Below are 25,529 nucleotides of genomic sequence, written 5' to 3'. Positions count from 1 at the left end.
TGCTCGTTCCTCTCATCGTGCCGATCTTCCGGTGGCTCCGATCGTACGCGCCGGCGGCGCCGCCCCGGCCCCGGGCGGGGCGATCAGGCGTACAGGGTGGCGAGTCTGCGGTGGCCGGCGCGCTCGGCGGCGGCGATGCGCTCGTGGGGCAGCGCCGCGGGCCACCACTCGCCCGCGGCGACGTCGGCCGCTTCGCGGACCTCCACCAGCGCCGCGCGGAGCCGGTCACGCTCCCCCGGTTCCGGCGTCCCGGCCAGCATCCGTTCCAGACGTACGAGCCCCGCCCGTACGCGCCGGGCCGCCCGCCGGTCCGGCACCAGCACGCAGGCCAGCAGCCCCGCCGCGGCGCCGAGACACGTGTCCAGCCAGCGATCGGCCACGAGCTCGGCCACCGGCCGCGTCCCGGCGAACTCCCCCATGAGGATGGCCATCGGCGTGACGAAGACGCTTCCCAGCCAGTAGTTGCGCGTGATGGCCGCCTCCGTCGCGAACTGCAACGCCAGGACGGCCACGACGAGCGCCGCCGCGCCCAGCCGGGTCACGGGGGCGACCAGGGTGAACAGCCCGACGCCCAGCAGGTTGCCGACGACGCGCTGGATCGCGCGGCTCCAGGACAGGGTGGTGTTGGCCGCGAACACGGCCGCCGCCGTCACCACCGCCCAGTACGGCCTGCCCACCCCCAGCGCCATCGACCCCCACCCGGCCACCGCGGCCCCGGCGAACACCGTCCCGACGACCCGCCACCGCCTCGCCACCTCCGCCACCACCCGCGCGACGCCGGAACCTTCCGCCGACTCCCCCGCGACGCCCGCCAGTTCGGCCCGCTCGCCCGCGGCGGGCACGACCTCGCGCGGGGACGGCAGCGGACGACCTTTACGCAGATCCCGCGCCCATCCGCCAAGCTCTCCCGCGACGACCCGCCGCACGCCCCCCGAAGCGCCCGGACCGGTCTGCCCGGCCATCCCGGCGATCCCGGCCATCCCGGCGGCGGCCGACTCGGCGCGGACCAGCAGCCGGGCCAGCGCGTCGCGGCGCCGGGCGGGGACGCCGGAGCGCAGCAGCGTCTGCCAGGCGGCGTTGACCGCCGCCGCAGCGGCATGGCGCGCCCGGTGGTCCGCGGCAGCCTCGCGCCCCTCGCGCCCCTCGCGCCCCTCGCGGAGGGCGCAGGGGCCGGGGGCCGTGCGCAGGAGGTGGGCGGTGGATTCGAGGGCGCGGGCGACGGCGACACGTTCGGGGCCGTCGGGGCGGAGGAGGCCCGGGGCCATGCCGACCGTCCAGGCGAGGAGCCCGCCGAGCAGCCCGAGGCCGACGTGGGCGGGCACGTCGCCCAGTTCCTGCGGTACGAACACCGCGCCGGCCGCGACGAACGTGAGCACGACGTTCCCCGGCGGCCCGATCCGGGTGGCGTCGCAGACCGCCTTGTGCAGCCCGGCCAGCAGGGCGGCCACCGCCACCCGGACGGCGACCGAGCCGGTGAGGGCCGAGGCGGCCAGCGCGACCGCCGTGCCGGCCGTCATGCCCAGCACCACCCAGGCCAGCGCCCTGGCACGGGCCGCGTACGGCAAGCCGTGACCGTACAGGGCGCACATCGAGCCGGCGGCGGCGTAGGGCACGAGGTCGAGCCGTCCGGCCCACAGGAGGGCCAGCAGCGGGACGGCGAGGGCGACGACGGCGCTCAGGGCGGGTTTGTGCCAGATGTCGCCGACGGGCCCCAGACGCAGCGCCGCACACACGGGCAGCCGCGCACGCCACCCCGCCGACGCCACAGGGGATGGCGGGAGGCGGGACGACCGGGATCGGGCTCGGGGTCTGCGGGCGCTGGTCATCCCCAAAAGGTTACCAGGTGTTTTACCCGTGAAATAAACCAGGTCGGCGACGGGATCTTGCAACCGGCGATCAAGCGGCGGTCAAGCCGTCCCGGCTAGAAACTCCTTCGAGAACAGACGGGACGAGCCGCCCGGACGCCGGGCGGAGGACAGAACTGGGGAAGCACAGTGACCACGGGAATCTTGCTGGCTGTGGCGATCACCGCCGGGACGACGCTGATCACGGCCGCGGTCGGCGTGCCGTTCCTGATCATGGCGAGGAACGGCCGGCGGCTCCTGGCGACCGGGATTCCCGCGCAGGCCGTGGTGGAGTCGATGGCCGACACCCACATGTCCGTCAACGACCAGCCCGTCGTCAGCTTCGGGCTGGTGGTGCAGCCGCACGAGGGCCCCGCCTACCGGGTCGCCCACCGCCAGACGCTGCCGCGCATCCCCATGGGCCTGGTGGTCCCGGGCGCGGTGCTGCCCGTGAAGGTGGACCCGGCCCGCCCGGACCGGGTGCGCATCGACTGGGCGGCCTGGCGCCCCTCCCCCGCCGACGCCCCCTGGCGCCCGGCCGCCCACTGACCGCCGGGGCACGGCGAGCGCTCGGCTAGCCGTGCCGCCCCACCCGTTCGACCTCGAAGACCAGCGCCGAGGCCGGGCGCAGCGCGGGCCCCGGCAACCCGAGCTCGGCCAGCGCCGCCCCCGGCAGCCGCGCCGGCGCGAACACCCACTGCGGCAACCCCGCGCCCTCCGGCAGCGGCCCCGCGGCGCGCACCTCGTACAGCGCGGCCGGGTCGAGCCCCGGCAGCCGCAACGGATCGGGGCTGACGGTGACGCGGCTGGTGAGCTGGACGCAGGCGAACACGGCCCGTTCGGGCAGCACGACCCCGTGCAGCAGCGTCGAGGGGTCGGGATGGTCGGCCCGCACGACCCGGCCCGCGTGCAGCACCGGCCGCAGCCGCTTGTGCAGCGCGATCCAGACGCCCAGCTCCGCCAGCTCCTGCGGGCTCGCCGAGGTCAGGTCCCACTCCACGCCCATGTGGCCGAACATCGCGGTCGCCGCCCGGAAGGCGAGCGGCAGCGCGCGGCCGGTGATGTGGTCGCGGGGCGCGCCGACGTGGCAGCCCATGCGGTCCGGCGGCACCAGCAGCCCGGTCCAGCGCTGGATGGCCTGCCGGTCGAGGGCGTCGTTGCTGTCGGAGGCCCACACGCGGTCGGTGCGGGCCAGGACGCCGTAGTCGATGCGCGCGCCGCCCGACGAGCACGACTCGATCTCCAGCCGGGGGTGGCGGCGGCGCAGCTCGTCGATCAGCCGGTAGACCGCGGCCGTCTGCGCGTGCACGCCGGGCGTCCCGTCGTGGACGGGCTCGGCCAGGTCTCGGTTGTGGTCCCACTTGATGTAGTCCAGCGCGTACTCGCGGGTCAGCGTGTCCAGGCGGTCGAGGAGGTAGTCGTAGACCTCGGGCCGGGCCAGGTCGAGCACCTGCTGGTTGCGCCAGAGCGCGGGCGGACGGGCGGCGCGGGCGAGGATCCAGTCGGGGTGGGCGCGGGCCAGGTCGGAGTCGGGGTTGACCATCTCGGGCTCGAACCACAGGCCGAACTGCAGGCCCAGCCCGCGTACGTGCTCGGCCAGCGGGTGCAGGCCGCCGGGCCACACGTCCTCGTCGACGTACCAGTCGCCGAGCCCGGCGCGGTCGTGGCGGCGATGACGGAACCAGCCGTCGTCGAGCACGAACCGTTCGACGCCGGCGGCGGCCGCCTTGTCGGCCAGCTCGCGCAGCCGGTCGAGGCCGTGGTCGAAGTAGGTGGCCTCCCAGTTGTTCAGGGTGACCGGGCGCACCGGGAGGGGACGGGCGGCCCGCAGATGGTCGTGCAGGCGGCCGGCGGCCTCGTCCAGGCCGCTGCCGGACCAGGTGAAGTAGACCCACGGGGTGCTGTAGGCGCCGTCCTGGGCGAGGGTGATCTCGCCGGGTTCGAGCAGTTCGCCGGCAGCCAGCACGGCCTGGCCCTCGACGAGCCGTTCGGCGTAGTGGACGTGGCCGCCGCTCCAGCCGGCGTGCACGGCCCACACCTCGCCGGACCGGAAACCGAATCCGGGCGTGCCGGCGACGAGCAGGCCGGTCGCGTCGTGCCCGGTACGGCCGCGCCGGCTCTCCCGCGACCACACCCCCTGCCCGAACTCCCTGCGCTGCGGCACCTTCTCCAGCGCCCACCGTCCGGTGAAGTCCAGCAGCTCCCCGGCCCTGGCGGGCAGCGGCAGCGCACACGTCAACCCCTGCAGCCGGTACGGCGAGGCGGCGGTGTTGGTCACCGTGTGCCGCATCATGACGACGCCGGAGGCGTCCATCACCAGCTCGCTGAGCAGCCGCAACCCCGCCTCGGCGTCCACGGCGGCGACGGTCACGCGGCCGCCCGCGCCCGGCTCGGCCGCCGTCTCGACGCTCTCGGCGCTCCAGCGCACCGGCCAGTGCTCACCGGCCCGGTCACCGGACAGGCCCGGCCGGCCGAACCAGGACTCGTCCTGGCCGGGCAGCAGCGCCAGCGCGGGGGTCAGCGAGAGCAGTGCGGGCGCCAGGTCGGCGCCGGTGACCGCGCCGAGGTCGGCGCCGTAGTGCCGCACCCGCGGCAGCCCGGCGCCGGAGTCGTCGAGCACCAGGGCCGAGCCGGCGGCGGAAAGGATGACGGGGGGCACGTCACGCTCCTCGAAGTCGGTGGATCACGTGGAACGAGACGTTACCGGGCAGTACACCCCCGCCCGCAACGCCCGCAAGACCCGTGGGGCCGGTCGCGGCGGGCTCCTCGCACGGAGGGGGCCTGCTCCGCGAGCCCGGACAGGAGGGCATGTACACTCCTCTTCGGAAACAGACCGTAGCGCTGCGTGACGATCGTCGCATCCGGCGCCTTCGGCCAGGGGCGGGTCCCCGTAGTCAGCACCACTTTCCTCCGCCCGGACCAACAGCGGGGAGCCGACATGGATTCTCTTCACCTGACCACCAGCCGCCACGACACGACCGTGACCGTCTCCCTGAGCGGCGAGCTCGACATCGCCACCACCGAGGCCGTCCGCGGCCACCTGCTCGGCGTGCTGGAGGAGGCCGGGCGCGCGCGGCGGCCGGACATGTCGGTGGTGATCGAGGTGGGCGGCCTGTCCTTCATCGACGCGGCCGGGCTCGGCATCCTGGTCTCGCTGCACAACCAGGCCGCCCGCGGGCACACCAGCCTGCGGCTGGCCAACGTCCCGCCCAACATGAAGCGGCTGCTGCGCATCACCGGCCTCGACGCCCATTTGACGCCCCAGTCGTGACGTTACGCCCGCCTTGAGTAGGTTGTGGGCGTGTCGATGATTCAGGTTCCTGGCCCGATCCCCGCCAGGCTGGAGGACGGGTTCGACCGCGTCCTGCGCGAGCAGCGGCTGCCCGCCGGCTTCCCCCAGGACGTGCTCGACGAGGCCGACTGGGTGGCGCAGGTGCCCAGGCTTGACGCCAAAGACCTGACCGACGTGCCGTTCGTGACCGTCGACCCGCCGGGCTCGATGGACCTCGACCAGGCCCTGCACCTGGAACGGCTGCGCGACGGCTACCGCGTCTGGTACGCCATCGCCGACGTCGGGGCCTTCGTCCGGCCGGGCGGGCAGATCGACGCCGAGGCCCGTACCAGGGGTGAGACGGTGTACCTGCCGGTGGGCAGGGTGCCGCTGCATCCCAAGGTGCTCTCGGAGGGCGCGGCGAGCCTGCTGCCGGGCGCGATCCGTCCGGCCGCGGTCTGGCGCGTCGACCTCGACGCCGAGGGCCGGATCGTCGGCGCCGACGTGCAGCGCGCCCGGGTGCGCAGCCGCGAGCGGCTCGACTACGCCTACGTGCAGGCGGCCGTGGACACCGGCACCGCCGACGGCACCCTGAGCCTGCTGGCCGAGATCGGCGCGCTGCGGCTGGGGCTGGAGCGGGCGCGCGGCGGCGTCACCCTGCCCACGCCCGAGCAGGAGGTCGTCCGGGACGCCGACGGCGGCTACCGGCTGGAGTTCCGCGTGCCACTGCCCGCCGAGGCGTGGAACGCCCAGATCTCGCTGCTGACCGGCATGGCCGCCGCCTCGATGATGCTGGACGCCGAGGTCGGCATCCTGCGCGTGCTGCCCGCGCCGCAGCCGGACGACCTGGCCAAGGTGCGCAGGGTCGCGCAGGCGCTCGGCGTGCCGTGGCCCGAGGGCGCCGGTTACGGGGAGGTCGTGCACGACCTCGACCCGAAGAATCCGCAGCAGGCGGCGTTCCTGCAGGAGTCGAAGGTGCTGCTGCGCGGCGCCGGGTACGCGGCCTTCGACGGCGCGCCGCCCAAGCTGGCCGAGCACGCGGCGGTGGCCGCGCCGTACGCGCACGTCACGGCGCCGCTGCGGCGCCTGGTGGACCGGTACGCGACCGAGGTGTGCCTGGCCGTCGCGGCGGGCGAGCCGGTGCCCTCCGAGATACGGGCCGCGCTGCCGCTGCTGCCCGACATCATGTCGGCGACCGGCCGCCGCGCCGGAGCGGTCGACCGGGCCTGCGTGGACCTGGTGGAGGCGTTCCTGCTGCGCGAGCGGATCGGCCAGTCGTTCGAGGCGATGGTGATCGACGTGGACGAGCGCCGCGGCGGCGGTCAGGTGCAGCTCGTCGAACCGGCCGTGATCGCCCGCTGCGACGGCGTCCTGCCGCTGGGCGAGCGGGTCACCGTCCGCCTGACGCAGGCCGACCCGGCCACCCGCGAGGTCCGCTTCACGCTGGCCTGAAGCCCGCCGCGACCCTGGCCTGAAGCCCGCCGCGAGGCCGCCCTTCGCGGGCACGGCGAGTCGCCGCGCCCCGGGCGACCGCGGGCACGGCGAGGGCCGCGCGCCGGACGTTCTCGCGCGCGGCCCCGGGGGCGGACCTGCCCTCACCGCTTGAGCGGCGACCATCCCGCGCCGACCCCCAGCAGGTGGAGGGCGACGCACAGCAGCCCGGCCGTGGTGAGCGTGCCCGCGGTGAGCACGTTGCCGACGGCGGTGCCGGCGATGTCGAAGATCAGGGCGAGCAGGAAGAACAGGGCGGCGATGAGAGCGAACACGGGTTACCTCCCGAGCTGACCGGACCCCGGCCTGATGGGCCTGAAGGGGATCCCTTTCCTACGTGTTGGGGATGTCCGCCGGATTCGGCGGAGAAACTGCCCCGAGGGTGACGATGTGTAGCCATATGACGACACCCCCTTGACCGGCCGGTCAGTCGACCCAGCCCGTCCCGCCACACGTCGTGGCCGTCAGCTACGCCCCGCCGCACCTCACGGCGGCGTCAGTGGGCGCCGGCGCGCATGCCGTCGCACATCACGGCGGCCGGCCGTCCGGCCGCGCCCCTGCCCCGCGCGTGGCGTTCGGCGGCCACCGCGCCGCGCAGCAGGTCGCGGACGTCGTCGGCGGACAGGTCGCGGCGCACGGCCCCGGCGCGCTGCGCGCGGGCCAGCAGCCGCCCGATCGCGTCGGCGAGGTCGGCCTCCAGCCCTGGGCCGGGCCGCGGCGCCGGCTCCGCGCCGCCGTCCAGCAGGTCGCACAGCGCCTGGTGGGCCGCGGCCTGCTCGGCGACCCGGCAGAACCAGCCGAAGAAGGCCCGCCCGGCGTCCTCGGCGGTGGCCAGCGCGCGGGCGTCGGCCACGAAACGTTCGGCCCGGCCCAGCAGCACGGCCTCCAGCAGCGCCTCCTCGGTGGGGAAGTGCCGGTGAACGGTGCCGACCCCGAACCCGGCGCGGCGGGCGATCTCGTCGAGGGAGATGGTCAGCCCGTCGGCGGTCAGCGCCTCCTGCGCGATCTGCAGGACCCGCTCGCGGTTGCGGCGGGCGTCGGCGCGTAACGGCCGGGCGGAGCTGTGGTCGCCCATGGGGAACCTGCCTTCGGCAAGCGGAGGGAGGGCTCCGATTCTACCGGGCGGTAGCCCGGCGTGGCGCGGCCGCCCGCCCTGGCCGGAGCCAGGTGGGGCGGCCGCAGGCGGACCTGTGGCACCCGCCGCTCAGGGCGGCGCCGCCAGCGGCGGCCGGAGGCCGAACGAGCCGACGCGCTTGAGCCTGATGCGCTCCTCGCGGGGCACCGGCTCCAGCTCCACGGTTCGCGCGCCCTCCGGCACGTGACGCAGGTCGTGGGTGATGAGGATGGTCGTGCGCCCGGCCATCAGCCGCCGCAGCGGCTTCATGACCTGGGCGACGGTGGCGTCGTCCAGCCCGGTCATCGGCTCGTCGAGCACCAGGACGGGCGCGTCGCGCAGGATGGCCCTGGCGATCCCGATCCGCTGCCGCTGGCCGCCGGACAGCAGCCGGCCCCGCTGCCCGACCGGGGTGTCGTACCCCTGGGGCAGCAGCTTGACGAAGTCGTGCACGCCCGCCGCCTCGGCCGCCCTGATCACCTCGCCGAGCGAGGCGTCCGGGCGGCCGTAGGCGATGTTGTCGCGTACGGACCCCGAGAACAGCAGCGTCTCCTGGTGCAGGATCGCCACGTTGGCACGCAGCGACTCCCGCGTCAGGCCCCTGATGTCGCGGCCGTCGAGCAGGATGCGGCCGCGTTCCGGGTCGTAGAAGCGCAGCAGCAGCTTGGCCAGCGTCGACTTGCCGCTCCCGCTGGGCCCGGTGCAGACGACGAGCTCGCCGGGCCCGGCGGTGAACGACACATCGCGCACGGCGGGCCGGGTGCGTCCCGGATAGGTGAAGCCGACGCCGTCGAACTCCACCCGTCCCTCGGCCCGGCCGGGCAGCGCCACCGCCCCCTCGGGGTCGGTGACGAGGGGCCGGACGCGCAGGACCTCGATCACCCGGTCCGATCCCGCCGCCGCCTCCGACACCGTCAGCGCGAGCTCCCCCAGGCTCTGCACGGCCGGGTAGAGCATCGCCAGGTAGGCGGCGAAGGCGAGCAGGCCGCCCAGGGTGAGCCGTCCGGAGACGATCTCCCAGGCGCCGAACCCGATGATGACGATCAGGCAGACCGTCTCGATGACCTGGACGACGGGCTGGTAGAGCCCCGACAGCCAGGCCTGGGACAGGTTGGCGCGCAGCCAGCGGCGGCCCTCGCCGTGCAGGCGCCCGGACTCGGCCGCCTGCCGGTTGTAGGCCTGGACGAGCGCCTGGTTGGCCAGGCCCTCCTCCAGCACGCTGTTCATGGCGCCGTTGCTGAGCCGCTCGCGCGCCGCCGCCGTCCTGAACCTGGCCGCGAACAGCTTCGAGACGACCAGGAACGCCGGGATCAGCGCCATCGTGACGAGGGCGAGGTCCCACCGGATGAGGAAGGCGGCGCCGGCGAAGAACACCACGCTGGCCGCGGTGGTGAACAGTTTGACCAGGCCGGAGCCGACCAGTTCCTCGATGGCCTGGATGTCGTCGGTCAGCCGGGCCATGAGGTCGCCGAGCCGCCGGTTCTCCGAGAAGTCCGGCGACAGGGTCTGGATGTGCGCGAACACGCGGTCGCGCAGGGCGAGCAGGAAACGTTCCGCGCCGTAGGCCGTGGCGTACGTCCCGACGAAGGACGTCAGCCCGGCGAGGGCGGCGAGGCCGAGCCAGGTGAAGGCGGGCGCCCAGAAGGCGTCCAGATCGCGTGTGGCGAGCACGTCGTCCGTGATGTGCCCGAACAGGCGGATCGCGGCGACCTCGCAGAGTGCTGCGAGGACGGCGAACACCACGCCACACGCGAAGAACCGGCGCAGACCTTTGGTGTCCGGCCAGAACTCGCGAAAGGTTCGACGGATGGAAACGGCGGGAGCGAGTTCACGGCCGGAGAGCGTAAGGGAGAGCCGGCGGCTGGGCCGCCGGCTCTCACGGGGTTGCTCTACCACCCCCAGCCCCACCACCTGCGGTAGTTGCAGCAGCGACGGCGGTACCACCGACGACGGCGGCAGCGCCAGGACTCCTGGAAGCCGGGCTGGGTCAGCTGGTTGTTAGCCATCTCTTCCTCCCCCGTATGGCTGTTCCATTCGACAAATGGGACGATACCCACGAATTCGCCGCAAATCACCCGAACTTCGGCCGTTAAAGGGAGAATTGACCGGCGAATCCCGGCCACAAAGGCAGTTCTGCCGGCCACTTAAATGCGCCGTAAATCGCCAAATGCGCTTATGGCGGTCACGAAACGCTCAAAGATGCTCCTCAGAACTGGTTCTCACCTCATCGGAAAACCCGAAGGGCGGGCGGATCCGGCCGGATCCGCCCGCCCTTCGCGCGCATTCCCGCGGCTCAGGCGAGCCCTCAAGGCGAGCCCTCAGGTGAGCGACGAGTACGCCACGACGCCGCGCCGCATGGCGTCCATCGCCTTGCCCGCGGTCTGCTTGATCTTGCTGCCCTCGGGGGCCGCGTTCCCGAGCTGGCCGAGCAGGTCCATCAGCTGCTTGATCCAGCGCACGAAGTCGCCGGCCGCCAGCTCGTTGCCGGCCACGCCCTCCAGCAGCACCGCGTCGAGGCTGTGGCCCTTGGCCCAGCGGAACGCCGCCCAGGCGAACCCCAGATCGGGCTCGCGGATGGTGGACAGCCCGTGGTCGGACTCGATGCCCTCCAGCTCGCCCCACAGCCGGATCATGGACGACAGCGCGTCCTGGGCCCGCCCGGCCGGGATCTTGGGACGGCGCGCGTCGTCGGACTGCCGCGACTCGAACACCAGCGCCGACACGCACGCGGCCAGCTCGGCCGGTTCGAGCTCCTCCCACAGGCCGCCGCGCAGGCACTCGGCGGTCAGCAGGTCGAGCTCGGTGTAGAGGCGGCCCAGGCGGCGGCCCTCGTCGGTGACGGCCTCGCCGTCGAGGTAGCCCAGCTGCTCCAGCACCGAGCAGATGCGGTCGAAGGTGCGGGAGATGACGTGGGAGCGGCCCTCGACGCGGCGGCGCAGCCCCTCGGTCTCGCGCTGCAGCTTGTAGTAGCGCTCGGCCCAGCGGGCGTGGTCCTCCCGCTCGTCGCAGCCGTGGCAGGGGTGCTGGCGGATGCGCCGGCGCAGCTCGATGACCTCGTCGTCGTCGATCGAGTGGTCGCGCGCCCTGGCCGGCTTGCCGAGGTCGCGGTCGCCGATCTTGGCCAGCAGGGTGGAGACGAGGTTGGCGCGTTCCTTCGGCGAGCGGCCGTTGAAGTTCTTCGGGATGCGCAGCTTCTCCAGCGGCTCGACCGGCACCGGGAAGTCGGCCGGGTCGAGCTTCTTGACCTGCTTGCCGATCGTCAGCACCAGCGGGCTCGGGCCGTGCCCGCGCGGGTTGCGCCCCGGGTCGAGCACGATCGCCAGGCCCGCCCGGCGCCCGCCCGGCACCCGGATCACGTCGCCGGGCTGCAGCGCCTCCAGCGAGCGCACCGCCGCCGCGCGCCGGGCCGCGCCGCGCTGCTTGGACAGCTCGGCCTCGCGGTCGGACAGACGCCGGCGCAGCGCGGCGTATTCGGGGAAGTCGCCCAGGTGGCACGTCATGGCCTCCTGGTAACCCTCCAGGGCCTCCTCGTGCTTGCGCAGCTGCTTGGCCAGGCCCACGACCGCCCGGTCGGCCTGGAACTGCGCGAAGGACTCCTCCAGCAGCGTGCGGGCGCGCTCGCGGCCGAACTGGCCCACCAGGTTGACGGCCATGTTGTAGGACGGCTGGAAGCTGGAGCGCAGCGGGTAGGTGCGGGTGCCGGCCAGCCCGGCCACCGACAGCGGGTCCATGCCCGGCTGCCACAGCACCACCGCGTGCCCCTCGACGTCGATGCCGCGCCGCCCGGCCCGCCCGGTGAGCTGGGTGTACTCGCCCGGGGTGAGGTCGGCGTGGGTCTCGCCGTTCCACTTGTCGAGCTTCTCGATCACCACGCTGCGCGCGGGCATGTTGATGCCGAGCGCCAGCGTCTCGGTGGCGAAGACGGCCTTGACCAGGCCGCGGGTGAACAGCTCCTCGACGACCTCCTTGAAGGCCGGCAGCATGCCCGCGTGGTGGGCGGCCAGGCCGCGCTCCAGGCAGTCGCGCCACTCCAGGTAGCCCAGCACGGCCAGGTCTTCGTCGGGCAGGTGGGCGGTGCGCTCGTCGACGAGCTGCCTGATCTCGTGGCGCTCGCGGTCGGTGGTCAGCCGGATGCCGGCGTAGAGGCACTGCTGCACGGCCGCCTGGCAGCCGGCCCGCGAGAAGATGAAGGTGATCGCCGGGAGCAGCCCCTCGGAGTCGAGCTTCTCGATCACCTGGACGCGGTCGGGCGGACGCGAGCGGTGGACCTTGCCGTAGCCGCCGCGCCCGCGCCGCCCGGCCATCAGCCGCTCGGCGTCGCGAGTGACCCGCATCAGCGCGGGGTTGATGCGCGGCGTCAGGTCGTCGGTCATGAACATGTCGTAGACGCGGTTGCCGACCATCATGTGCTGCCACAGCGGCACCGGCCGGTGCTCGTCGACGATGACCGTGGTGTCGCCGCGCACCTCGCCCAGCCACTCGCCGAACTCCTCGGCGTTGCTGACCGTGGCCGACAGCGCCACCAGGCGCACCGACTCCGGCAGGTGGATGATGACCTCTTCCCACACCGCGCCGCGGAAGCGGTCGGCGAGGTAGTGGACCTCGTCCATGACGGCGAAGCCCAGCCCGGCCAGCGTGGCCGAGCCGGCGTAGAGCATGTTGCGCAGCACCTCGGTGGTCATGACCACGATCGGGGCCTCGCCGTTGACGCTGTTGTCGCCCGTCAGCAGGCCGACCTTGGCCGTGCCGTAGCGCTTGACCAGGTCGTTGTACTTCTGGTTGGACAGCGCCTTGATGGGGGTGGTGTAGAAGCACTTGCGGCCCTGCTCCAGGGCCAGGTGCACGGCGAACTCGCCGACGACCGTCTTGCCCGACCCGGTGGGCGCGGCCACCAGGACGCCGTCGCCCGCCTCCAGGGCCCGGCAGGCGTCGAGCTGAAAGTCGTCGAGCTCGAAGTCGTAGAGACCGCGGAACGATCTCAGCGCCCCTCCGTCGTCTCCGTGCTTCTGACGGAAGGCCGCGTAGCGTTCCGCTGGCGTTGTCATACCCGTCAGCCTACCGAAATCGCCATTCCGGTCCGTCCTGGCGGACTCGGCCCGCGGCGAACAGCCCTCACGTCGCGGCTCAGGTGAGCACGCGGAGCGCGCCGGGCTGGATCTCGCAGCTGACCGGCACCGGCCCCACGCGCTCGCCGTCGGCGTAGGCCACCACGTCGGCCGCCTCCAGCGTGACCCGGCGGGCCCGCCGCACCGACACCGCCGGGTGCCCCACGTGGGTGCCCCGGTAGACGCCCGGGAAGACGCGCAGGAACTCTCCCTTGGACACCGCGCCGACCATCATCACGTCGAGCAGGCCGTCGTCGGGCGAGGCGTCGGGGCACACGCGCATGCCGGCCCCGTAGGAGCGGGTGTTGGCCACGGCGACCATCATGGCCTCCTGCTCGACCACCTCGCCGTCGTCGAGCGTGACCCGGAACGGGATGGGCCGGAAGGCGCGCAGCTCCTCGGCCACCGCCACCAGGTAGCGGCCCTTGCCCGGCGGCCAGGTGCGCCGGTTGGCGCGTTCGTTGACGCGCGAGTCGAAGCCGCAGCACAGCACCCCGGCGAACAGCTCCTCCGACTCCCCCGCCCGCACGCGGGCCGCGTCGACCGGCCGGGCCCGCATCCGCAGCACGGTCCTGGCCGCGGCCAGCGGGTCGCGCGCCAGCCCCAGGGCGGCGGCGAAGTCGTTGCCGGTGCCGGCCGGGATGATGCCCAGCGGCACGTCGGTGCCCGCCACGGCCTGGACGGCCAGGTGCACCAGCCCGTCGCCGCCGAAGGCGACCAGCGCGTCGGGGCGCTCGGCGACGGCGGTGCAGGCACGTTCGAGGGCGTCGGCGGCGTCGGCGCCGACGATCACCGACAGCTCGGCGCCGCCGGCCCGCAACCGGCGGGCGACGGGTTCGAGCAGTCGCAGGGTGCGCCCGCCGCGTGCGGCGGGGTTGACGAGCAGGGCGATTTGGGGGGCCACGCCCGGAACCTATCGCCTATCGGGCGCCGTCGGAATCCTCGGTGTCGGACGCGGCGTCGGACGCGATGTCGGACGGAGCGTCGGCCAGCGGCGAGGCCTCGTCGTCGGACAGGTGCGAGAAGTCCTCGCCCGCGGGCCTGCGGCGCTCCCGCACGTACATGAAGAGCTCGGCGAGGAAGTACAGGATGATCATCGGCGCGGCCAGCGCCATCATGGTGAGCGGGTCGCCACCGGGGGTGATGACCGCCCCGAACACGAACATCGCGAAGATCACCGTACGCCGGTGCTTCTTGACGGCCGCGTGGGACAGGACGCCGATGACGTTGAGGAAGACCAGCAGCAACGGCAGCTCGAACGACACGCCGAAGATCAACAACATGATCAGGACGTAGTCGAGGTACTCGTCGATCGAGATCGTCGCGACGGTGTCCTCGAGCGAGAAGCTCAGCAGGATGCCGAGGCTGGTGTCCATGATGACGTAGGCCAGGCCCGCGCCGAACACGAACAGCGGGACGGCCAGGCCGAGGAACGCGATGGAGTAGCGCTTCTCGTTGCGGTAGAGGGCCGGGGTGACGAAGGCCCAGATCTGGTAGAGCCAGACCGGTGAGGCCACCACGACGCCCACCATCGCCGAGACCTTCAGGGTGATGAAGAAGGACTGGAAGATGCCGTTGTAGACCAGGCTGCAGTGACCGTTGAGCTGGCGCGACTGCACCGTCTCGCAGTAGGGCGCGCGCAGCGCCTCCCACACCGGGTCGAACAACATCCAGCCGACGACGATGCCCACGACCACCGCGAGAACCGAGATGAGCAGCCTGTTGCGCAACTCGCGCAGGTGCTCCATGAGCGGCATCCGGCCCTCGGGGTCGGGGGCCGATCCGGACTCTCTCGACCGTTTGAGCAGCGCCATTCGCACGTCCAGGGGTGAAGGAGGAGGAAGGGGGGTCAGCCTTGCTTGTCGGCCTGGGCGGCGCTGGCGCGCAGGCGGGCGGCCTGCTCCTCGAGCTGGCGGGCCTGCTCCTCGGCCGAGAGCGCCGGGGCGGCGGCGGGGGCCGGGGCGGGAGCGGGGGTGATCGGCTGCGGTGCGGGCTGCTGGGCCGGAGCCGGAGCCTGCTGCGCCTGGACCGTGGTGTGGGGCGTGTCGTCGTCGTCATCGCGGAGCTTGGCGGTCTCCGACTTGAAGATGCGCAGCGACCTGCCGACGCCCCTGGCCACGTCGGGCAGCTTCTTGGCACCGAACAGCAGGACGAGCACGCCTGCGATGATCAGGAGCTCGGGAACTCCAAGGTTCGACATGAAACGTCCTTTATCAGCGAGTGCCGGTCTTCAGCCCCGATGGTACGCCCCCAGGGGCCGTGGTCTCATCCTTCCGGGGCGTCAATCTGACCTGCCCCCGCTCCAGATGCGCCTTCGCCGCGGCGACCTCCTTCGTCAGGGTGCGTGCCGCGGCGGCGGCCCTGGCGCCCGCGACGCCGAGCACGGCCAGCCCGGCCAGGACCAGCCCGGCGGCCAAGAAGATCCACGTCATGGGTGCTGAGCGTACAGGGCCAGGGCCCGCTCGGCCTCCTCGCGCACGGTCTCGGCCATCGCGGGCGGGAAGACGACCCGGCCGGTGTCGCCGAGCCGCAGCGCCAGCTTGACGATCCAGTCCTCGTCACGCGCCCGCAACGAGATCTTCAGCCGTCCTTCACCGAGCTCGGTGACCTCCTCGCACGGGTAGTACTCGGCCACCCACCGCCCGGCGGCGCTGACCTCCAGCTCCACCAGCTCGTCGGTCGGCGAGGGACGGAAGACGCCCCGGGTGACGTCGATGGGCTCGGCCTCGGCCGGCGGGTCGGCCGGCACGTCGAGCACGTCGACGCCGAGCACCCGGTCGAGCCGGAACAGCCGCATCGCCTCGGCCCGGTAGCACCAGCCCTCCAGGTAGGTGCGGCCGTCGGCGACCACGACCCGGGTCGGGTCGACCTCGCGCGGGGTGACCTCGTCGCGCCCCGGCACGTAGTAGCGCAGCGACAGCCGGCGCCGGGCGGTGAGCCCCTCGCGCACCCGCCCGAGCGCGTCGGGGGCGGCCTCGACGTCGAAGGCGACCTGGCTGCTGACGGTGGCCGCGCCCTCGCCCGCGGCGCGCTCCAGCTTGGCCACCACGCGCGGCAGCGCGTCGCCGGCGGCCACGTCGGCCAGCTCGGGCGTGGCGGCCAGCATGCGCAGCGCGACCAGCAGCGCGCTGGCCTCGTCGATGCCGAGCCGCAGCGGCCGGGCGATGGTGTCGGCGTTGTCGATGATGATCTCGCCGCCGTCCCAGGAGACGTCGATGAGGTCGCCGGGGGTGTGGCCGGGCAGGCCGCACATCCACACCAGCTGCAGGTCGTCGATGAGCTGCTTCTCGCTCAGCCCGAACACCTCGGCGACCTCGCCGACCTGGGCCCCCGGGTGGGACATCAGGTACGGCACCAGCGCCAGCAGCCTGGGCAGCCGGTCAGCCGAACCGCTCATGCCAGGGCTCCCTTCAGACGGCGGATGACGGCCTCGCGGGCGTCGGGCGGCCCGACCACCTCGACGTCGGCGCCGAGGCTGGCCATCCAGCCCGCGAGGCGTTCGGGGTCGGCGAAGGCCAGCTCGGCCTCGTCCCAGCCGTCGGCGCGCGGGTGCACGGCCCTGGCGAGCTGGCGCAGGCCCTCGCAGGTGCCCCGGCGCACCCGGATGACGGCGACGCGCTCGTCCACGGGCTCCTCGGGGAAGCCGACCATGGCCCGCAGGTCGACCCCGTGGGGCACCTCGACGGCGCCGGGACGGCCGAGGGCGGTGACCGGCCCGGCGATGCGGCTGAGGCGGAAGGCGCGCGGCGCGGCGCGGTCGCGGTCGAACCCGGCCAGGTACCAGCGCCCGCGCCGGCTGACCACGCCCCACGGCTCGACGGTGCGGGCGCGCACGGTCTCGCTGCCGGAGGCGCGGTAGTCGAAGCGCACCACGCGGCGGTCGCGCACGGCGTCCCACAGGGCGGGGAAGGCCGGGTCACGGGTGTCGACGCGCAGCTCCAGGGCGCCGCCGCCGATCGGGCCGCCGACCGGCTCGTCGGTGGCCACGCCGGCGGCGCGCAGCTTCAGCAGCGCCCCCGAGGCGGCCTCGGCCAGGCTGGCCCGCTGCCACACCTGCGCCGCCAGGCCCAGCACGGCGGCCTCGTCGGGCTCCAGGGTGATCTCCGGCAGCTCGTAGGACTGCGGGTCGATGCGGTAGCCCGGCTCGTCCTCCCACGGGTCGCGTACGACGTCGATGGGGATGCCGATCTCGCGCAGCTCGTTCTTGTCGCGTTCGAACATGCGCTGGAACGCCTCGTCGCCGTCGCGGTCGTAGCCGGGAACCGCCTGGCGGATCTGCTCGGCCGACAGCGGGCGACGGGTGGCGAGCAGGCAGATCACCAGATTCAGCAACCGCTCGGTCTTACGGCGCGACATCTGCCTCACTCCTCCTTCATCGACGCTACCCTGCCCCCGTGATCAGATGGCGCAAGGGCGAGGTTGTCCGGATCCGACGCGAGTGGCCGGGAGCGGTGGAGCTGGATGTCGCCGTCCCCGAAGGTGAGTGCCGGGCACTGGCCTACCCCCCGTTGGTGGGCCGCCCGGAACCCGGTGACGAGGTGCTGCTCAACACGACCGCACTCGCGATGGGTCTCGGTACGGGAGGTTACGCCATGGTGGTGGCCGTCCCGAACCGTTTGCCGCAAGATCCGGTGGGTCCCGGGCATCTGGTGAAGGCGCGCTACACGCCGCTGCAGGCCACGGTGCTGGGCGCCGACGAGCAGGATTCGCCGTTCCACGACGTCCTGAGCGAGGCCGACGACCTGGCCGGGATGCCGGTGATCGTGGCCGATCTGCACTCCGCGCTGGCCCCGATCCTGTCCGGCCTGTACGACGGCGCCCCCGGCCTGCGGGTGGCGTACGTGATGCAGGACGGCGGCGCGCTGCCCGCCTGGTTCTCGATGTCGGCGGCCCGGCTGCGCGAGACCGGCTGGCTGGCCGGCGTGGTGACGACGGGTCAGGCATTCGGCGGCGACGTCGAGACGGTCACCGTCCACACCGGGCTGCTGGCGGCCAGGCACGTGCTGCGGGCCGACGTGGCGATCGTCACGCAGGGCCCCGGCAACCTGGGCACGGGCACCCGCTGGGGCTTCTCGGGCGTGGCGGCGGGCGAGGCGGTCAACGCCGCCGGGGCGCTGGGCGGCCGTCCGGTGGCGGCGCTGCGGGTCAGCGAGGGCGACGCGCGCGAGCGGCACGTCGGCGTCTCCCACCACTCGCTGACCGCCTACGGCCGGGTCGCGCTGTCGCCGGCCGACGTGGCGGTGCCGCGGCTGCCCGGCGCGTTCGGCGAGCGGGTGCGCGAGCAGGCCGGGCCGCTGGCGGCCCGGCACCGGCTGGTGCCGGTGCCGGTGGACGGCCTGCACGAGGCGCTGCGCGCCGCGCCCGTGAAGTTGTCCACCATGGGCAGGGGCCTGGAGGAGGACCTGCCCTACTTCCTGACCTCGGCGGCGGCGGGCAGGCTGGCGGCCTCGCTGCTGTCGTAGGAGTCCTTGTAGGTGAACGCCTCGGGGCTCGGCCCCTCGGTCCTGAGGCGTTCCAGCCGCCGCATGCCCTCGGCCAGCGAGGGGATGTGCCCCTCGGGCACCCACCACATCACCATGTAGGGCTCGGCCACGCGGAGGAACCACTCCCTGCGCCGGCGCAGCACGCCCAGGTGCACGCTGCGGTAGGTGAAGTCCCACAGGGTCTGCAGCGACTCCCACACCGAGAAGTTGATCAGCAGGTGGTCGCCGTAGTCGTGCGTGACGGTGGCGGTGGGGTCGCTCTCGCTCTCCTTCATCCGCCACACGAAGCCGGGGGCCTCGTCGGCGACGGCGTTGACGGGTTCGAGCAGGGCGACGAACTCGGCGAGTTCGGGGGCGTCGATGGGCGCGCGCAGGTGCGCGACGTTGAGCTGGGCCAGATGCATGGGGCTCAGCACATCACTCTCGCGGCTTCTATGTCAATCTTCATTTGTTTTAGAAAGCGAGACGCAGCACTCCCCCGGCCGCGGATCCAGCCGCGCCCTGCCCGGGTCCTCCCCCATGCCCTCCAGCAGCCCCTGGCACAGCGCCAGGTTCATCGAGCACACCAGCAGCGGCTGCTCCTGGGACAGCAGGTGGAAGGGGCAGTTGCGCAGCCGCAGCGCGCCGCCCTCGTCGTAGGGCTCGTAGCCGCGCTCGCGCAGCACCCGGTCGACGGGCTCGCCGCCGCGTCCCCTGCCGATGCGCGCGCCCGCCCGGCGGGCCGCCTGCTCGGCCTGCTCCTCGGCGCCGAGCAGCTCCACCACGTCGGCCAGCACCGAGGCGGGCGTCGCGTAGTCGCGCGGGGGCAGGCTGACCGTGCGCTCGCCCTTGGCCCTGCGGTAGACCTTGGCCGGGCGGCCGCTGCCGGGGCCCTTCCTGTCCTGGGGGCGAAAGCCGCTCTCCAGCAGCCCGGCCTCGACGAGCTTGTCGAGGTGGTGGCCGGCCAGCGTCCTGGACACGCCGGCCGCCTCGGCCGCCTCGCCCCTGCCGACGTCGCCGCCGCCGGCCGTCACGGCCTCGTACAGGCTGCGGCGCACGGGGTCGTGCAGCAGGCCGAGCGCCTGCAGGTCGTCGTCACTGCTCACAGCCGGAGTCTACGGAGCCTCAGTAGGCGGCCAGGACGTCCACGACGAACACGAGGGTGTCGGAGCCCTTGATCCCGTACGCGGGATGGCCCGGCGCGCCGTAGCCGTAGGCGGGCGGGACGATCATCAGCACCCGGCTGCCGACCGGCACCCCGTCCAGCGCCTTGTCCCACGCCTTGATCACGGTGCCGTCGCCGATCCGGAACGCCTTCGGCAGGCCGGTCGACCAGGTGGCGTCGAAGACCTCGCGCCGGGCCCAGATCGCGCCCTCGTACTGGGTGACCAGGAGCCGGCCGGCCCGCACCGGGCTGCCGCTCCCCCGCCGCAGGACCTTGGCCGTGAAGGCGCGCGGCGGCGCGGCGTCCGGGATCGACACCTTCGGCCGCTCGCCGCCGGTCACGCGGACGCCGGCCAGCGACCCGCCGGCCGCCTCGACCGAGGCGCCCTTGCGGTGGGCGCCCAGGATGTCCACGACGTAGACCAGGTCGTCGGCCGGGCCGAGGCCACGCGGCGGGGCGCCGCCGAAGCCCTGGTCGGGCGGGACGGCCGCGAGCACCCTGCTGCCCACCGTACGGCCGCGCAGCGCCCTGCCGAGCCCCGGCAGCAGCGAGCCCACCGGGAAGGCCGCCGGGGCGCCCCTGTTGAAGCTGGAGTCGACCAGGCGGTTGTCACGGCCGTCCCAGACGTGCGCGGTGTACTGGACGACCGCGACGTCGTCGTCGCTCAGCCGGTCGCCGCCGCCCGTGGTCAGCTCGGCGACCTGGAGATCGGCGGCGGGCCGGCCGGCGGGGAAGACGATCGTGGGCCGGGCGCCGAACGCGCCGCCCACCTTCAGGTCGAGTTTCCGCTCCGCCTCGGGTGCGGGGCCGCCGGCCGTCGGGCCCGTGCAGGCGGCGGCCAGCAGAAGCAGCAGCGCCAGCGACGGCACGATCGTACGGCGGCGCATCTGCCCTCCCACGACGAAGTGGCCCGGCGGCGAGAGGCCACCGGGCCACGAGATGCTACCGCCTCGTCGGACGGCCCGTCAGGAGATCACCCGGTCAGGAGGCCGCCAGCACGTCGACCACGAACACCAGCGTGCTCTTGGCGGGGATCTTGTCCTGGGCCTGGTCGCCGTAGCCGAGGTCGGGCGGGATGCTCATCACGACCCGGCTGCCGACCGGCACCCCGGCCAGGCCCTTCTGCCAGCCCTGGATCACGTTCGCAAGCGGGAACTCGGCCGGCTCGCCGCGCTCCCAGCTGGAGTCGAACTGGCTGTCGGTGCCCCAGACCTTGCCCGTGTAGTGGACCGTCAGCGTCTGGGTGGGCTGCACCTTGGCGCCGGTGCCCTCGATGAGGGTCTTGACCACCAGCTCCTTGGACGGCTTCTCGTCGGTCTTGGTGGTCAGCGTCGGGGCCTTCTCGCCACCCGGGTTGTCCACCTTGACGCCCTTGAGGGTCTGGCCGGTCTCCTTGCCCGTGGCCGCCTTCAGCGCGGGCGGCCGGGCGCCGACCACGTCGAGCACGAACACCTTCGTCGGCTCGGCGCCGGCCGTGGCCTGGCCCGCCGGAGCCGAGTCGTTGGCCAGCACGGCCAGCAGCCGGCCGCCGTGCTTGACCTTCGTGAAGCCGTCGCGCAACACCTGCGGCAGCTGCTCGTTGACGGGGACCGTCTCGGGCTGCTTGGTGTCGTAGGAGGAGCCCTGGATCGCGTTGCCCTTGCCGTCCCAGTTGTAGACGGTCAGGTTGACGATCAGCTTGTCGCCGGTCTTGACCTCGGGGCCGGTGCCCGGCTGGATCACCTGGTAGGAGGACTTCGTCGCCGGCGAGCCGGCGGGGAAGGTCACCGTGGGCTTGACGCCCACGTTCCCGGTGACGGTGAGCCCGGCCGAGCCGGTGCTGGTGGCGGCGCCTCCGTTCGCCCCGGCGTCGGTGTCGCCGCACGCTGCGGCGAAGAAGATCAAAGGCACGGCTGCCAGTACGGCCAGAGCGCGGCGCATGGATTTCCCTCGGAAAAGACGTCAGATTCGCGTCACCCTACCCGACATCGAGGTAGGGCCGAGGTAAACACCACGCCCCGGCCGTTGCCTCACATGCCGGCGATGAGCTTGTCGACGCGCTCGTCCACGCTGCGGAAGGGGTCCTTGCACAGCACCGTGCGCTGGGCCTGGTCGTTCAGCTTCAGGTGAACCCAGTCGACGGTGAAGTCGCGCCGCTTCTCCTGCGCCTTGCGGATGAACTCGCCGCGCAGGCGCGCCCTGGTGGTCTGCGGCGGCACCGACTTGGCCTCGAAGATCTTCAGGTCGGAGGCCACCCGCTCGACCGAGCCGCGCTTCTGCAGCAGGTAGAACAGGCCGCGCTTGCGGTGGACGTCGTGGTAGGCCAGGTCGAGCTGGGCCACCCTGGGCGAGGACAGCGGCAGGTCGTACTTCTTGCGGTAGCGCTCGATCAGCTGGTATTTGGTCACCCAGTCGATCTCGCGCGAGACCAGGTCGAGGTCGCCGGTCTCGACCGCGCGCAGCGTGCGCTCCCACAGCTCCAGCACCCGGCGGGTGATGGCGTCGCCGCCGCGCCGGTCGACGAAGTCCTGGGCCTTGGTCAGGTACTCCTGCTGGATCTCCAGGCTGGAGGCCTCCCGGCCGTTGGCCAGGCGCACCCGGCGGCGGCCGGTCATGTCGTGGGAGACCTCGCGGATGGCCCTGATCGGGTTCTCCAGGGACAGGTCGCGCATCACCGTGCCGGCCTCGATCATGCGCAGCACCAGGTCGGTCGCGCCGACCTTGAGCAGCATCGTGGTCTCGCTCATGTTCGAGTCGCCGACGATCACGTGCAGGCGGCGGAAGCGCTCGGCGTCGGCGTGCGGCTCGTCGCGGGTGTTGATGATCGGCCGGGACCGGGTGGTGGCGCTGGAGACGCCCTCCCAGATGTGCTCGGCCCGCTGCGAGACGCAGTAGACGGCGCCGCGCGGCGTCTGGAGCACCTTGCCCGCCCCGCACACGATCTGCCGGGTCACCAGGAACGGGATCAGCACGTCGGCCAGGCGGCCGAACTCGCCGTGCCGGCCCACCAGGTAGTTCTCGTGGCAGCCGTAGGAGTTGCCGGCCGAGTCGGTGTTGTTCTTGAACAGGTAGATGTCACCCGCGATGCCCTCTTCGCGCAGGCGTTTCTCGGCGTCGACGAGAAGGCCCTCAAGGATGCGCTCGCCCGCCTTGTCGTGGGTGACGAGTTCGATGACGTTGTCACACTCGGGTGTTGCGTACTCAGGATGGCTGCCCACGTCGAGGTAGAGACGTGCGCCGTTGCGGAGGAAGACGTTGCTCGATCGGCCCCAGGACACGACCCGCCGGAACAGGTAGCGCGCGACCTCGTCGGGGGACAGCCTGCGCTGTCCCCTGAACGTGCAGGTCACGCCGTACTCGTTCTCCAGCCCGAAGATGCGACGATCCATCACCTCACACTATGCCCACGGATCGGCGATCGGGAGAGATCTTCACAGGTGTTTTCCGGCGGACGTCCCATTTGCCAGATTTGCTGGGTGGGTTTTACCAGGTCCGCGCCCGCCCCCGCGAAGCGCGGAGCCGGGATCACGGGGTGTAGATCTCCTGCACCTTGACGATCTTGCCCTTGTGCACCGTGATGAGCGACGGCTGCCGCTGCTTGTCGTGCCGCTTGACCAGGACCGACGTGGGGCAGCGCTTGGCGCCCAGGCCGGTGTTGCGGTCGACGGTCATGGCCGCCATCGTCGGCTTGCAGCCGTAGGCCGACAGGAAGACGACGTCCTTGGCGATCGGGGAGGCGTAGGCCGTCACGTCGCCCTCGGGCGGGCCGACGAAGTAGCCCTCGGTGGTCTTGGACCGCTTCCACTTGATGGGCTCGTACTCGGCGACGCCGTCGCGCACGTCGGTGATCCAGCCGCGCAGGATGCCGCTGTGGCGGGAGGAGATGCCCTTGGTGAAGTCGTGGCCGGGGTCGGCCTGGAAGCTCGTGCCGAAGATCGCGGGCTTCTTGTACGCCGGGTAGGCCGTGGCCGTCTTACCGGCCGTGGTGGCGCCCGCGGTGGCCGCGGTGGCCGCGTGGGCGGCGACGCCGGAGGCCAGCAGCGCGGCGGCGGCGGTGCCGCCGGCGAGGAGGGTGCGCATCGTTGTGTTCACGCTTGCTGAGATCCCACCTCGCGCCCCGCGGTTCACCGCCGCGCCAGTGATACAGGTCACACAGCACGGGCCCCTGTGGCGCGCGGTGAGCTCATGCGACAGGGCGGGGGCCGCCATGGCGGCCCCCGCCCTGTCCCGGCGGTCTCGGAAGGCTCAGAGCGGCCCGGAGCCGTCGTCGACGTCGCCCTCGGGGCCCGTGGGCGGACCGGTCGGCGGCGCGGTGGGCGGGGTCTCCGGCGTCTCGGACGACTCCGCCGCGGGCCCGGTCGCCGGGGCCTCGGGCGGCGTGGCGGATGTGGCGGACGGCGTGCTGGACGGCGTGGCGGACGTCGTCGTCTGGGCGAGCAGGCGCTCCAGACGTGCGCCCGTCAGCCGCAGGAACTTGCGGTGCTCGCGGTTGCGGTCGAGCACCGCGACCTCCAGCTGGGCGACCGGCGGCCGCTCGCCGCCCGGCTCGGTGAGCGCCGTCAGCGCCACCCCGAGGGCGTCGGCCAGCGACATCGACTCGCGGTAGCGCTCCTTGAGCCGCCCGGCCACGGCGTCGGCCTGGCCGCCCATGGCCGCGAAGCCGTGCTCGTCGAACACCGAGCCGTCGAAGGTCAGCCGGTAGATGGCGTCGCCGTCGGGGTTGTCGCCGACCTCGGCGACGACGACCTCCACCTCCAGCGACTTGATCGACTCGGTGAAGATGCGGCCCAGGTTGGAGGCGTAGAGGTTGGCCAGCCCGCGGCCGGTCACGTCGGAGCGGTCGTAGGTGTAGCCGTTGATGTCGGCGTAGCGGATGCCGCCGAGGCGCAGCTCCTCGAACTCGTTGTAGCGGCCGACGGCGGCGAACCCGATGCGGTCGTAGATCTCGCTGATCTTGTGCAGCGCCCGCGACGGGTTGGGCGCCACGAACAGGATGCCGTCGACGTACTGCAACACGACGACCGACCGGCCCCGCGCGATGCCCTTGCGCGCGTAGTCGGCCTTGTCCCGCATGATCTGCTCAGGGGACGCATATCCAAAAGGCATGGACACGGGCAGTGGTCCTTTCTAGCGCAGCGGGGCGATGGGGCCGTCGGGCGAGATCATCCGGGCCTCCAGCATCTGTTCGACCTTGGCGGCCACCTGCTGGTCGGTCAGCCTGCGGAAGCCGTCGGCGTCGATCACCGACACGATCGGCCAGATCTTCCTGGACACGTCGGGCCCGCCGGTCGCCGAGTCGTCGTCGGCCGCGTCGTAGAGGGCCTGGATCACCGTCATCACCATGTCGTCGGCCGAGGCGCCGTCGCGGTAGAGCTTCTTCAGCGAGCCGCGGGCGAAGATCGAGCCGGAGCCGATGGCGTCGAACCGGTCGCGCTCGTAGGGGCCGCCCGCCACGTCGTAGCTGAAGATGCGGCCCTCGTCGCGGTCGGGGTCGTAGGCCGCGAACAGCGGCACCACCACCAGGCCCTGCATCGCCATGCCGAGGTTGCCGCGGATCATGGTGGCCAGGCGGTTGGCCTTGCCCGCCACCGACAGCGTGCGGCCCTCCATCTTCTCGTAGTGCTCCAGCTCCACGCGGTAGAGGCGGGCCATCTCGATGCCGGTGCTGGCCGTGCCCGCGATGCCCATGCACGAGTAGTCGTCGGCGCGGAACACCTTCTCGATGTCACGCTGCGAGATGATGTTCCCCGACGTGGCCCGCCGGTCGCCCGCCATCACCACGCCGCCGGCGAAGGTGGCGGCCACGATCGTGGTCGCGTGCGGGACCTGGTCGCCGATCGGAGTGGCCAGCGCCTGGTGACGCTGCGGCAGCAACTCGGGCGCGTACGAGCCGACGAACTCGGTGAACGAGGAGTTCCCTGAGTTTCGGAAAAGCTGGTCCACCAGGCCGACGGGCAGATCCCTGTTCGGTGCCACGCGACTCCCTCCCAACATCAGTGTCTCTAGGCCGACCCTACTCATGTTGCGCTGCTGTCTGCACTTCCCACGATCAGCTCACGGCGAACCGTTCATCAGATCGTTTCTTTACGCCCGCCACA

At 72.9% G+C, this 25,529-nt stretch carries 24 protein-coding genes; 4 read left to right on the top strand and 20 right to left on the bottom strand.

Annotated features, from left to right (window positions below):
- Nucleotides 1–83 precede the first annotated feature (83 nt).
- Nucleotides 84–1,733, bottom strand: coding sequence for an FUSC family protein (locus AB0J71_RS30905; RefSeq protein ID WP_364417274.1), 1,650 nt, complete (start codon nucleotides 1,731–1,733; stop codon nucleotides 84–86).
- Nucleotides 1,734–1,994: 261 nt separating this feature from the next.
- On the opposite strand from AB0J71_RS30905, the gene AB0J71_RS30900 reads away from it, so the two are divergent.
- Nucleotides 1,995–2,393: a DUF3592 domain-containing protein gene (locus AB0J71_RS30900; protein ID WP_352324746.1), complete on the top strand. Its 399-nt coding sequence runs from the start codon at nucleotides 1,995–1,997 to the stop codon at nucleotides 2,391–2,393.
- Nucleotides 2,394–2,418: 25 nt separating this feature from the next.
- Here AB0J71_RS30900 and AB0J71_RS30895 read toward each other — a convergent pair whose 3' ends face one another.
- A complete protein-coding gene (locus AB0J71_RS30895; RefSeq protein ID WP_352324745.1) occupies nucleotides 2,419–4,503 on the bottom strand; it encodes an alpha-galactosidase in 2,085 nt (694 codons plus the stop codon).
- 279 nt (nucleotides 4,504–4,782) lie between these two features.
- Here AB0J71_RS30895 and AB0J71_RS30890 point away from each other — a divergent pair, with 279 nt between their 5' ends.
- The gene (locus AB0J71_RS30890) at nucleotides 4,783–5,115 is read left to right on the top strand and encodes an STAS domain-containing protein (RefSeq protein ID WP_352324744.1); all 333 of its coding nucleotides are present in this window, start codon (nucleotides 4,783–4,785) and stop codon (nucleotides 5,113–5,115) included.
- A gap of 36 nt (nucleotides 5,116–5,151) precedes the next feature.
- On the top strand, nucleotides 5,152–6,567 hold the full coding sequence (locus tag AB0J71_RS30885; RefSeq protein WP_364392954.1) for an RNB domain-containing ribonuclease: 1,416 nt from the start codon (nucleotides 5,152–5,154) through the stop codon (nucleotides 6,565–6,567).
- A gap of 143 nt (nucleotides 6,568–6,710) precedes the next feature.
- Here the strand turns inward: AB0J71_RS30885 and AB0J71_RS30880 are convergent, their stop codons facing one another.
- The 10 genes from AB0J71_RS30880 to AB0J71_RS30835 form a co-directional block, all read right to left on the bottom strand.
- Complete coding sequence (locus AB0J71_RS30880; RefSeq protein WP_352331507.1) at nucleotides 6,711–6,881, bottom strand: hypothetical protein; 171 nt, start codon at nucleotides 6,879–6,881, stop codon at nucleotides 6,711–6,713.
- A gap of 221 nt (nucleotides 6,882–7,102) precedes the next feature.
- Nucleotides 7,103–7,681, bottom strand: coding sequence for a helix-turn-helix domain-containing protein (locus AB0J71_RS30875; RefSeq protein ID WP_352331509.1), 579 nt, complete (start codon nucleotides 7,679–7,681; stop codon nucleotides 7,103–7,105).
- A 129-nt stretch (nucleotides 7,682–7,810) separates the two neighbouring features.
- Nucleotides 7,811–9,460 carry an ABC transporter ATP-binding protein gene (locus AB0J71_RS30870; protein ID WP_364417272.1) on the bottom strand — a complete coding sequence of 550 codons (1,650 nt, stop codon included), beginning with the start codon at nucleotides 9,458–9,460 and terminating at the stop codon, nucleotides 7,811–7,813.
- 578 nt (nucleotides 9,461–10,038) lie between these two features.
- Nucleotides 10,039–12,765, bottom strand: coding sequence for a DEAD/DEAH box helicase (locus AB0J71_RS30865; RefSeq protein WP_352328569.1), 2,727 nt, complete (start codon nucleotides 12,763–12,765; stop codon nucleotides 10,039–10,041).
- Nucleotides 12,766–12,844: 79 nt separating this feature from the next.
- Nucleotides 12,845–13,729: a YegS/Rv2252/BmrU family lipid kinase gene (locus AB0J71_RS30860; RefSeq protein ID WP_364417270.1), complete on the bottom strand. Its 885-nt coding sequence runs from the start codon at nucleotides 13,727–13,729 to the stop codon at nucleotides 12,845–12,847.
- A 16-nt stretch (nucleotides 13,730–13,745) separates the two neighbouring features.
- Entirely contained in the window at nucleotides 13,746–14,639 is an 894-nt protein-coding gene (tatC, locus tag AB0J71_RS30855) for a twin-arginine translocase subunit TatC (RefSeq protein WP_352328573.1), read from the bottom strand.
- 35 nt (nucleotides 14,640–14,674) lie between these two features.
- Entirely contained in the window at nucleotides 14,675–15,025 is a 351-nt protein-coding gene (gene tatA / locus AB0J71_RS30850) for a Sec-independent protein translocase subunit TatA (protein WP_352328575.1), read from the bottom strand.
- Between the two features lie 13 nt (nucleotides 15,026–15,038).
- The gene (locus AB0J71_RS30845; protein WP_364417268.1) at nucleotides 15,039–15,257 is read right to left on the bottom strand and encodes a hypothetical protein; all 219 of its coding nucleotides are present in this window, start codon (nucleotides 15,255–15,257) and stop codon (nucleotides 15,039–15,041) included.
- A complete protein-coding gene (locus AB0J71_RS30840) occupies nucleotides 15,254–16,222 on the bottom strand; it encodes a WYL domain-containing protein (protein WP_352328578.1) in 969 nt (322 codons plus the stop codon). Before AB0J71_RS30840 ends, AB0J71_RS30845 begins: the two co-directional genes overlap by 4 nt.
- Nucleotides 16,219–17,181 carry a WYL domain-containing protein gene (locus tag AB0J71_RS30835; protein WP_352328580.1) on the bottom strand — a complete coding sequence of 321 codons (963 nt, stop codon included), beginning with the start codon at nucleotides 17,179–17,181 and terminating at the stop codon, nucleotides 16,219–16,221. The genes AB0J71_RS30840 and AB0J71_RS30835 overlap by 4 nt, the downstream gene beginning before the upstream one ends.
- Nucleotides 17,182–17,219: 38 nt before the next feature.
- On the opposite strand from AB0J71_RS30835, the gene AB0J71_RS30830 reads away from it, so the two are divergent.
- Nucleotides 17,220–18,287 (top strand): DUF3866 family protein, encoded by a 1,068-nt coding sequence (locus tag AB0J71_RS30830; protein WP_364417266.1) that lies wholly within the window; start codon nucleotides 17,220–17,222, stop codon nucleotides 18,285–18,287.
- Here the strand turns inward: AB0J71_RS30830 and AB0J71_RS30825 are convergent.
- From AB0J71_RS30825 to prcB, 8 genes are all read right to left on the bottom strand, one after another.
- The gene (locus tag AB0J71_RS30825; protein WP_352331513.1) at nucleotides 18,233–18,712 is read right to left on the bottom strand and encodes a DUF3291 domain-containing protein; all 480 of its coding nucleotides are present in this window, start codon (nucleotides 18,710–18,712) and stop codon (nucleotides 18,233–18,235) included. The two genes, AB0J71_RS30830 and AB0J71_RS30825, sit on opposite strands and share 55 nt — an antisense overlap.
- A 33-nt stretch (nucleotides 18,713–18,745) precedes the next feature.
- Nucleotides 18,746–19,393, bottom strand: a complete 648-nt coding sequence (locus AB0J71_RS30820; protein WP_352331511.1) for a helix-turn-helix domain-containing protein — start codon at nucleotides 19,391–19,393, stop codon at nucleotides 18,746–18,748.
- Between the two features lie 19 nt (nucleotides 19,394–19,412).
- Nucleotides 19,413–20,339 (bottom strand): FKBP-type peptidyl-prolyl cis-trans isomerase, encoded by a 927-nt coding sequence (locus tag AB0J71_RS30815; RefSeq protein ID WP_364417264.1) that lies wholly within the window; start codon nucleotides 20,337–20,339, stop codon nucleotides 19,413–19,415.
- A 94-nt stretch (nucleotides 20,340–20,433) separates the two neighbouring features.
- The gene (locus tag AB0J71_RS30810) at nucleotides 20,434–21,342 is read right to left on the bottom strand and encodes an FKBP-type peptidyl-prolyl cis-trans isomerase (RefSeq protein ID WP_352330400.1); all 909 of its coding nucleotides are present in this window, start codon (nucleotides 21,340–21,342) and stop codon (nucleotides 20,434–20,436) included.
- A 119-nt stretch (nucleotides 21,343–21,461) separates the two neighbouring features.
- Nucleotides 21,462–22,820 carry a Pup--protein ligase gene (pafA, locus tag AB0J71_RS30805; RefSeq protein ID WP_364417262.1) on the bottom strand — a complete coding sequence of 453 codons (1,359 nt, stop codon included), beginning with the start codon at nucleotides 22,818–22,820 and terminating at the stop codon, nucleotides 21,462–21,464.
- Between the two features lie 136 nt (nucleotides 22,821–22,956).
- Nucleotides 22,957–23,523: a hypothetical protein gene (locus AB0J71_RS30800; RefSeq protein ID WP_364417259.1), complete on the bottom strand. Its 567-nt coding sequence runs from the start codon at nucleotides 23,521–23,523 to the stop codon at nucleotides 22,957–22,959.
- Nucleotides 23,524–23,676: 153 nt separating this feature from the next.
- Nucleotides 23,677–24,537 carry a proteasome subunit alpha gene (gene prcA, locus AB0J71_RS30795; protein ID WP_364417257.1) on the bottom strand — a complete coding sequence of 287 codons (861 nt, stop codon included), beginning with the start codon at nucleotides 24,535–24,537 and terminating at the stop codon, nucleotides 23,677–23,679.
- A 21-nt stretch (nucleotides 24,538–24,558) separates the two neighbouring features.
- Nucleotides 24,559–25,407 (bottom strand): proteasome subunit beta, encoded by an 849-nt coding sequence (prcB, locus tag AB0J71_RS30790; protein WP_352327595.1) that lies wholly within the window; start codon nucleotides 25,405–25,407, stop codon nucleotides 24,559–24,561.
- Nucleotides 25,408–25,529: the final 122 nt, after the last annotated feature.

Source organism: Nonomuraea sp. NPDC049637 (genome assembly GCF_040675235.1).
In the GTDB taxonomy this organism is placed as follows: Bacteria; Actinomycetota; Actinomycetes; order Streptosporangiales; family Streptosporangiaceae; genus Nonomuraea.
This window is presented reverse-complemented; position numbering and strand designations above follow the sequence as displayed.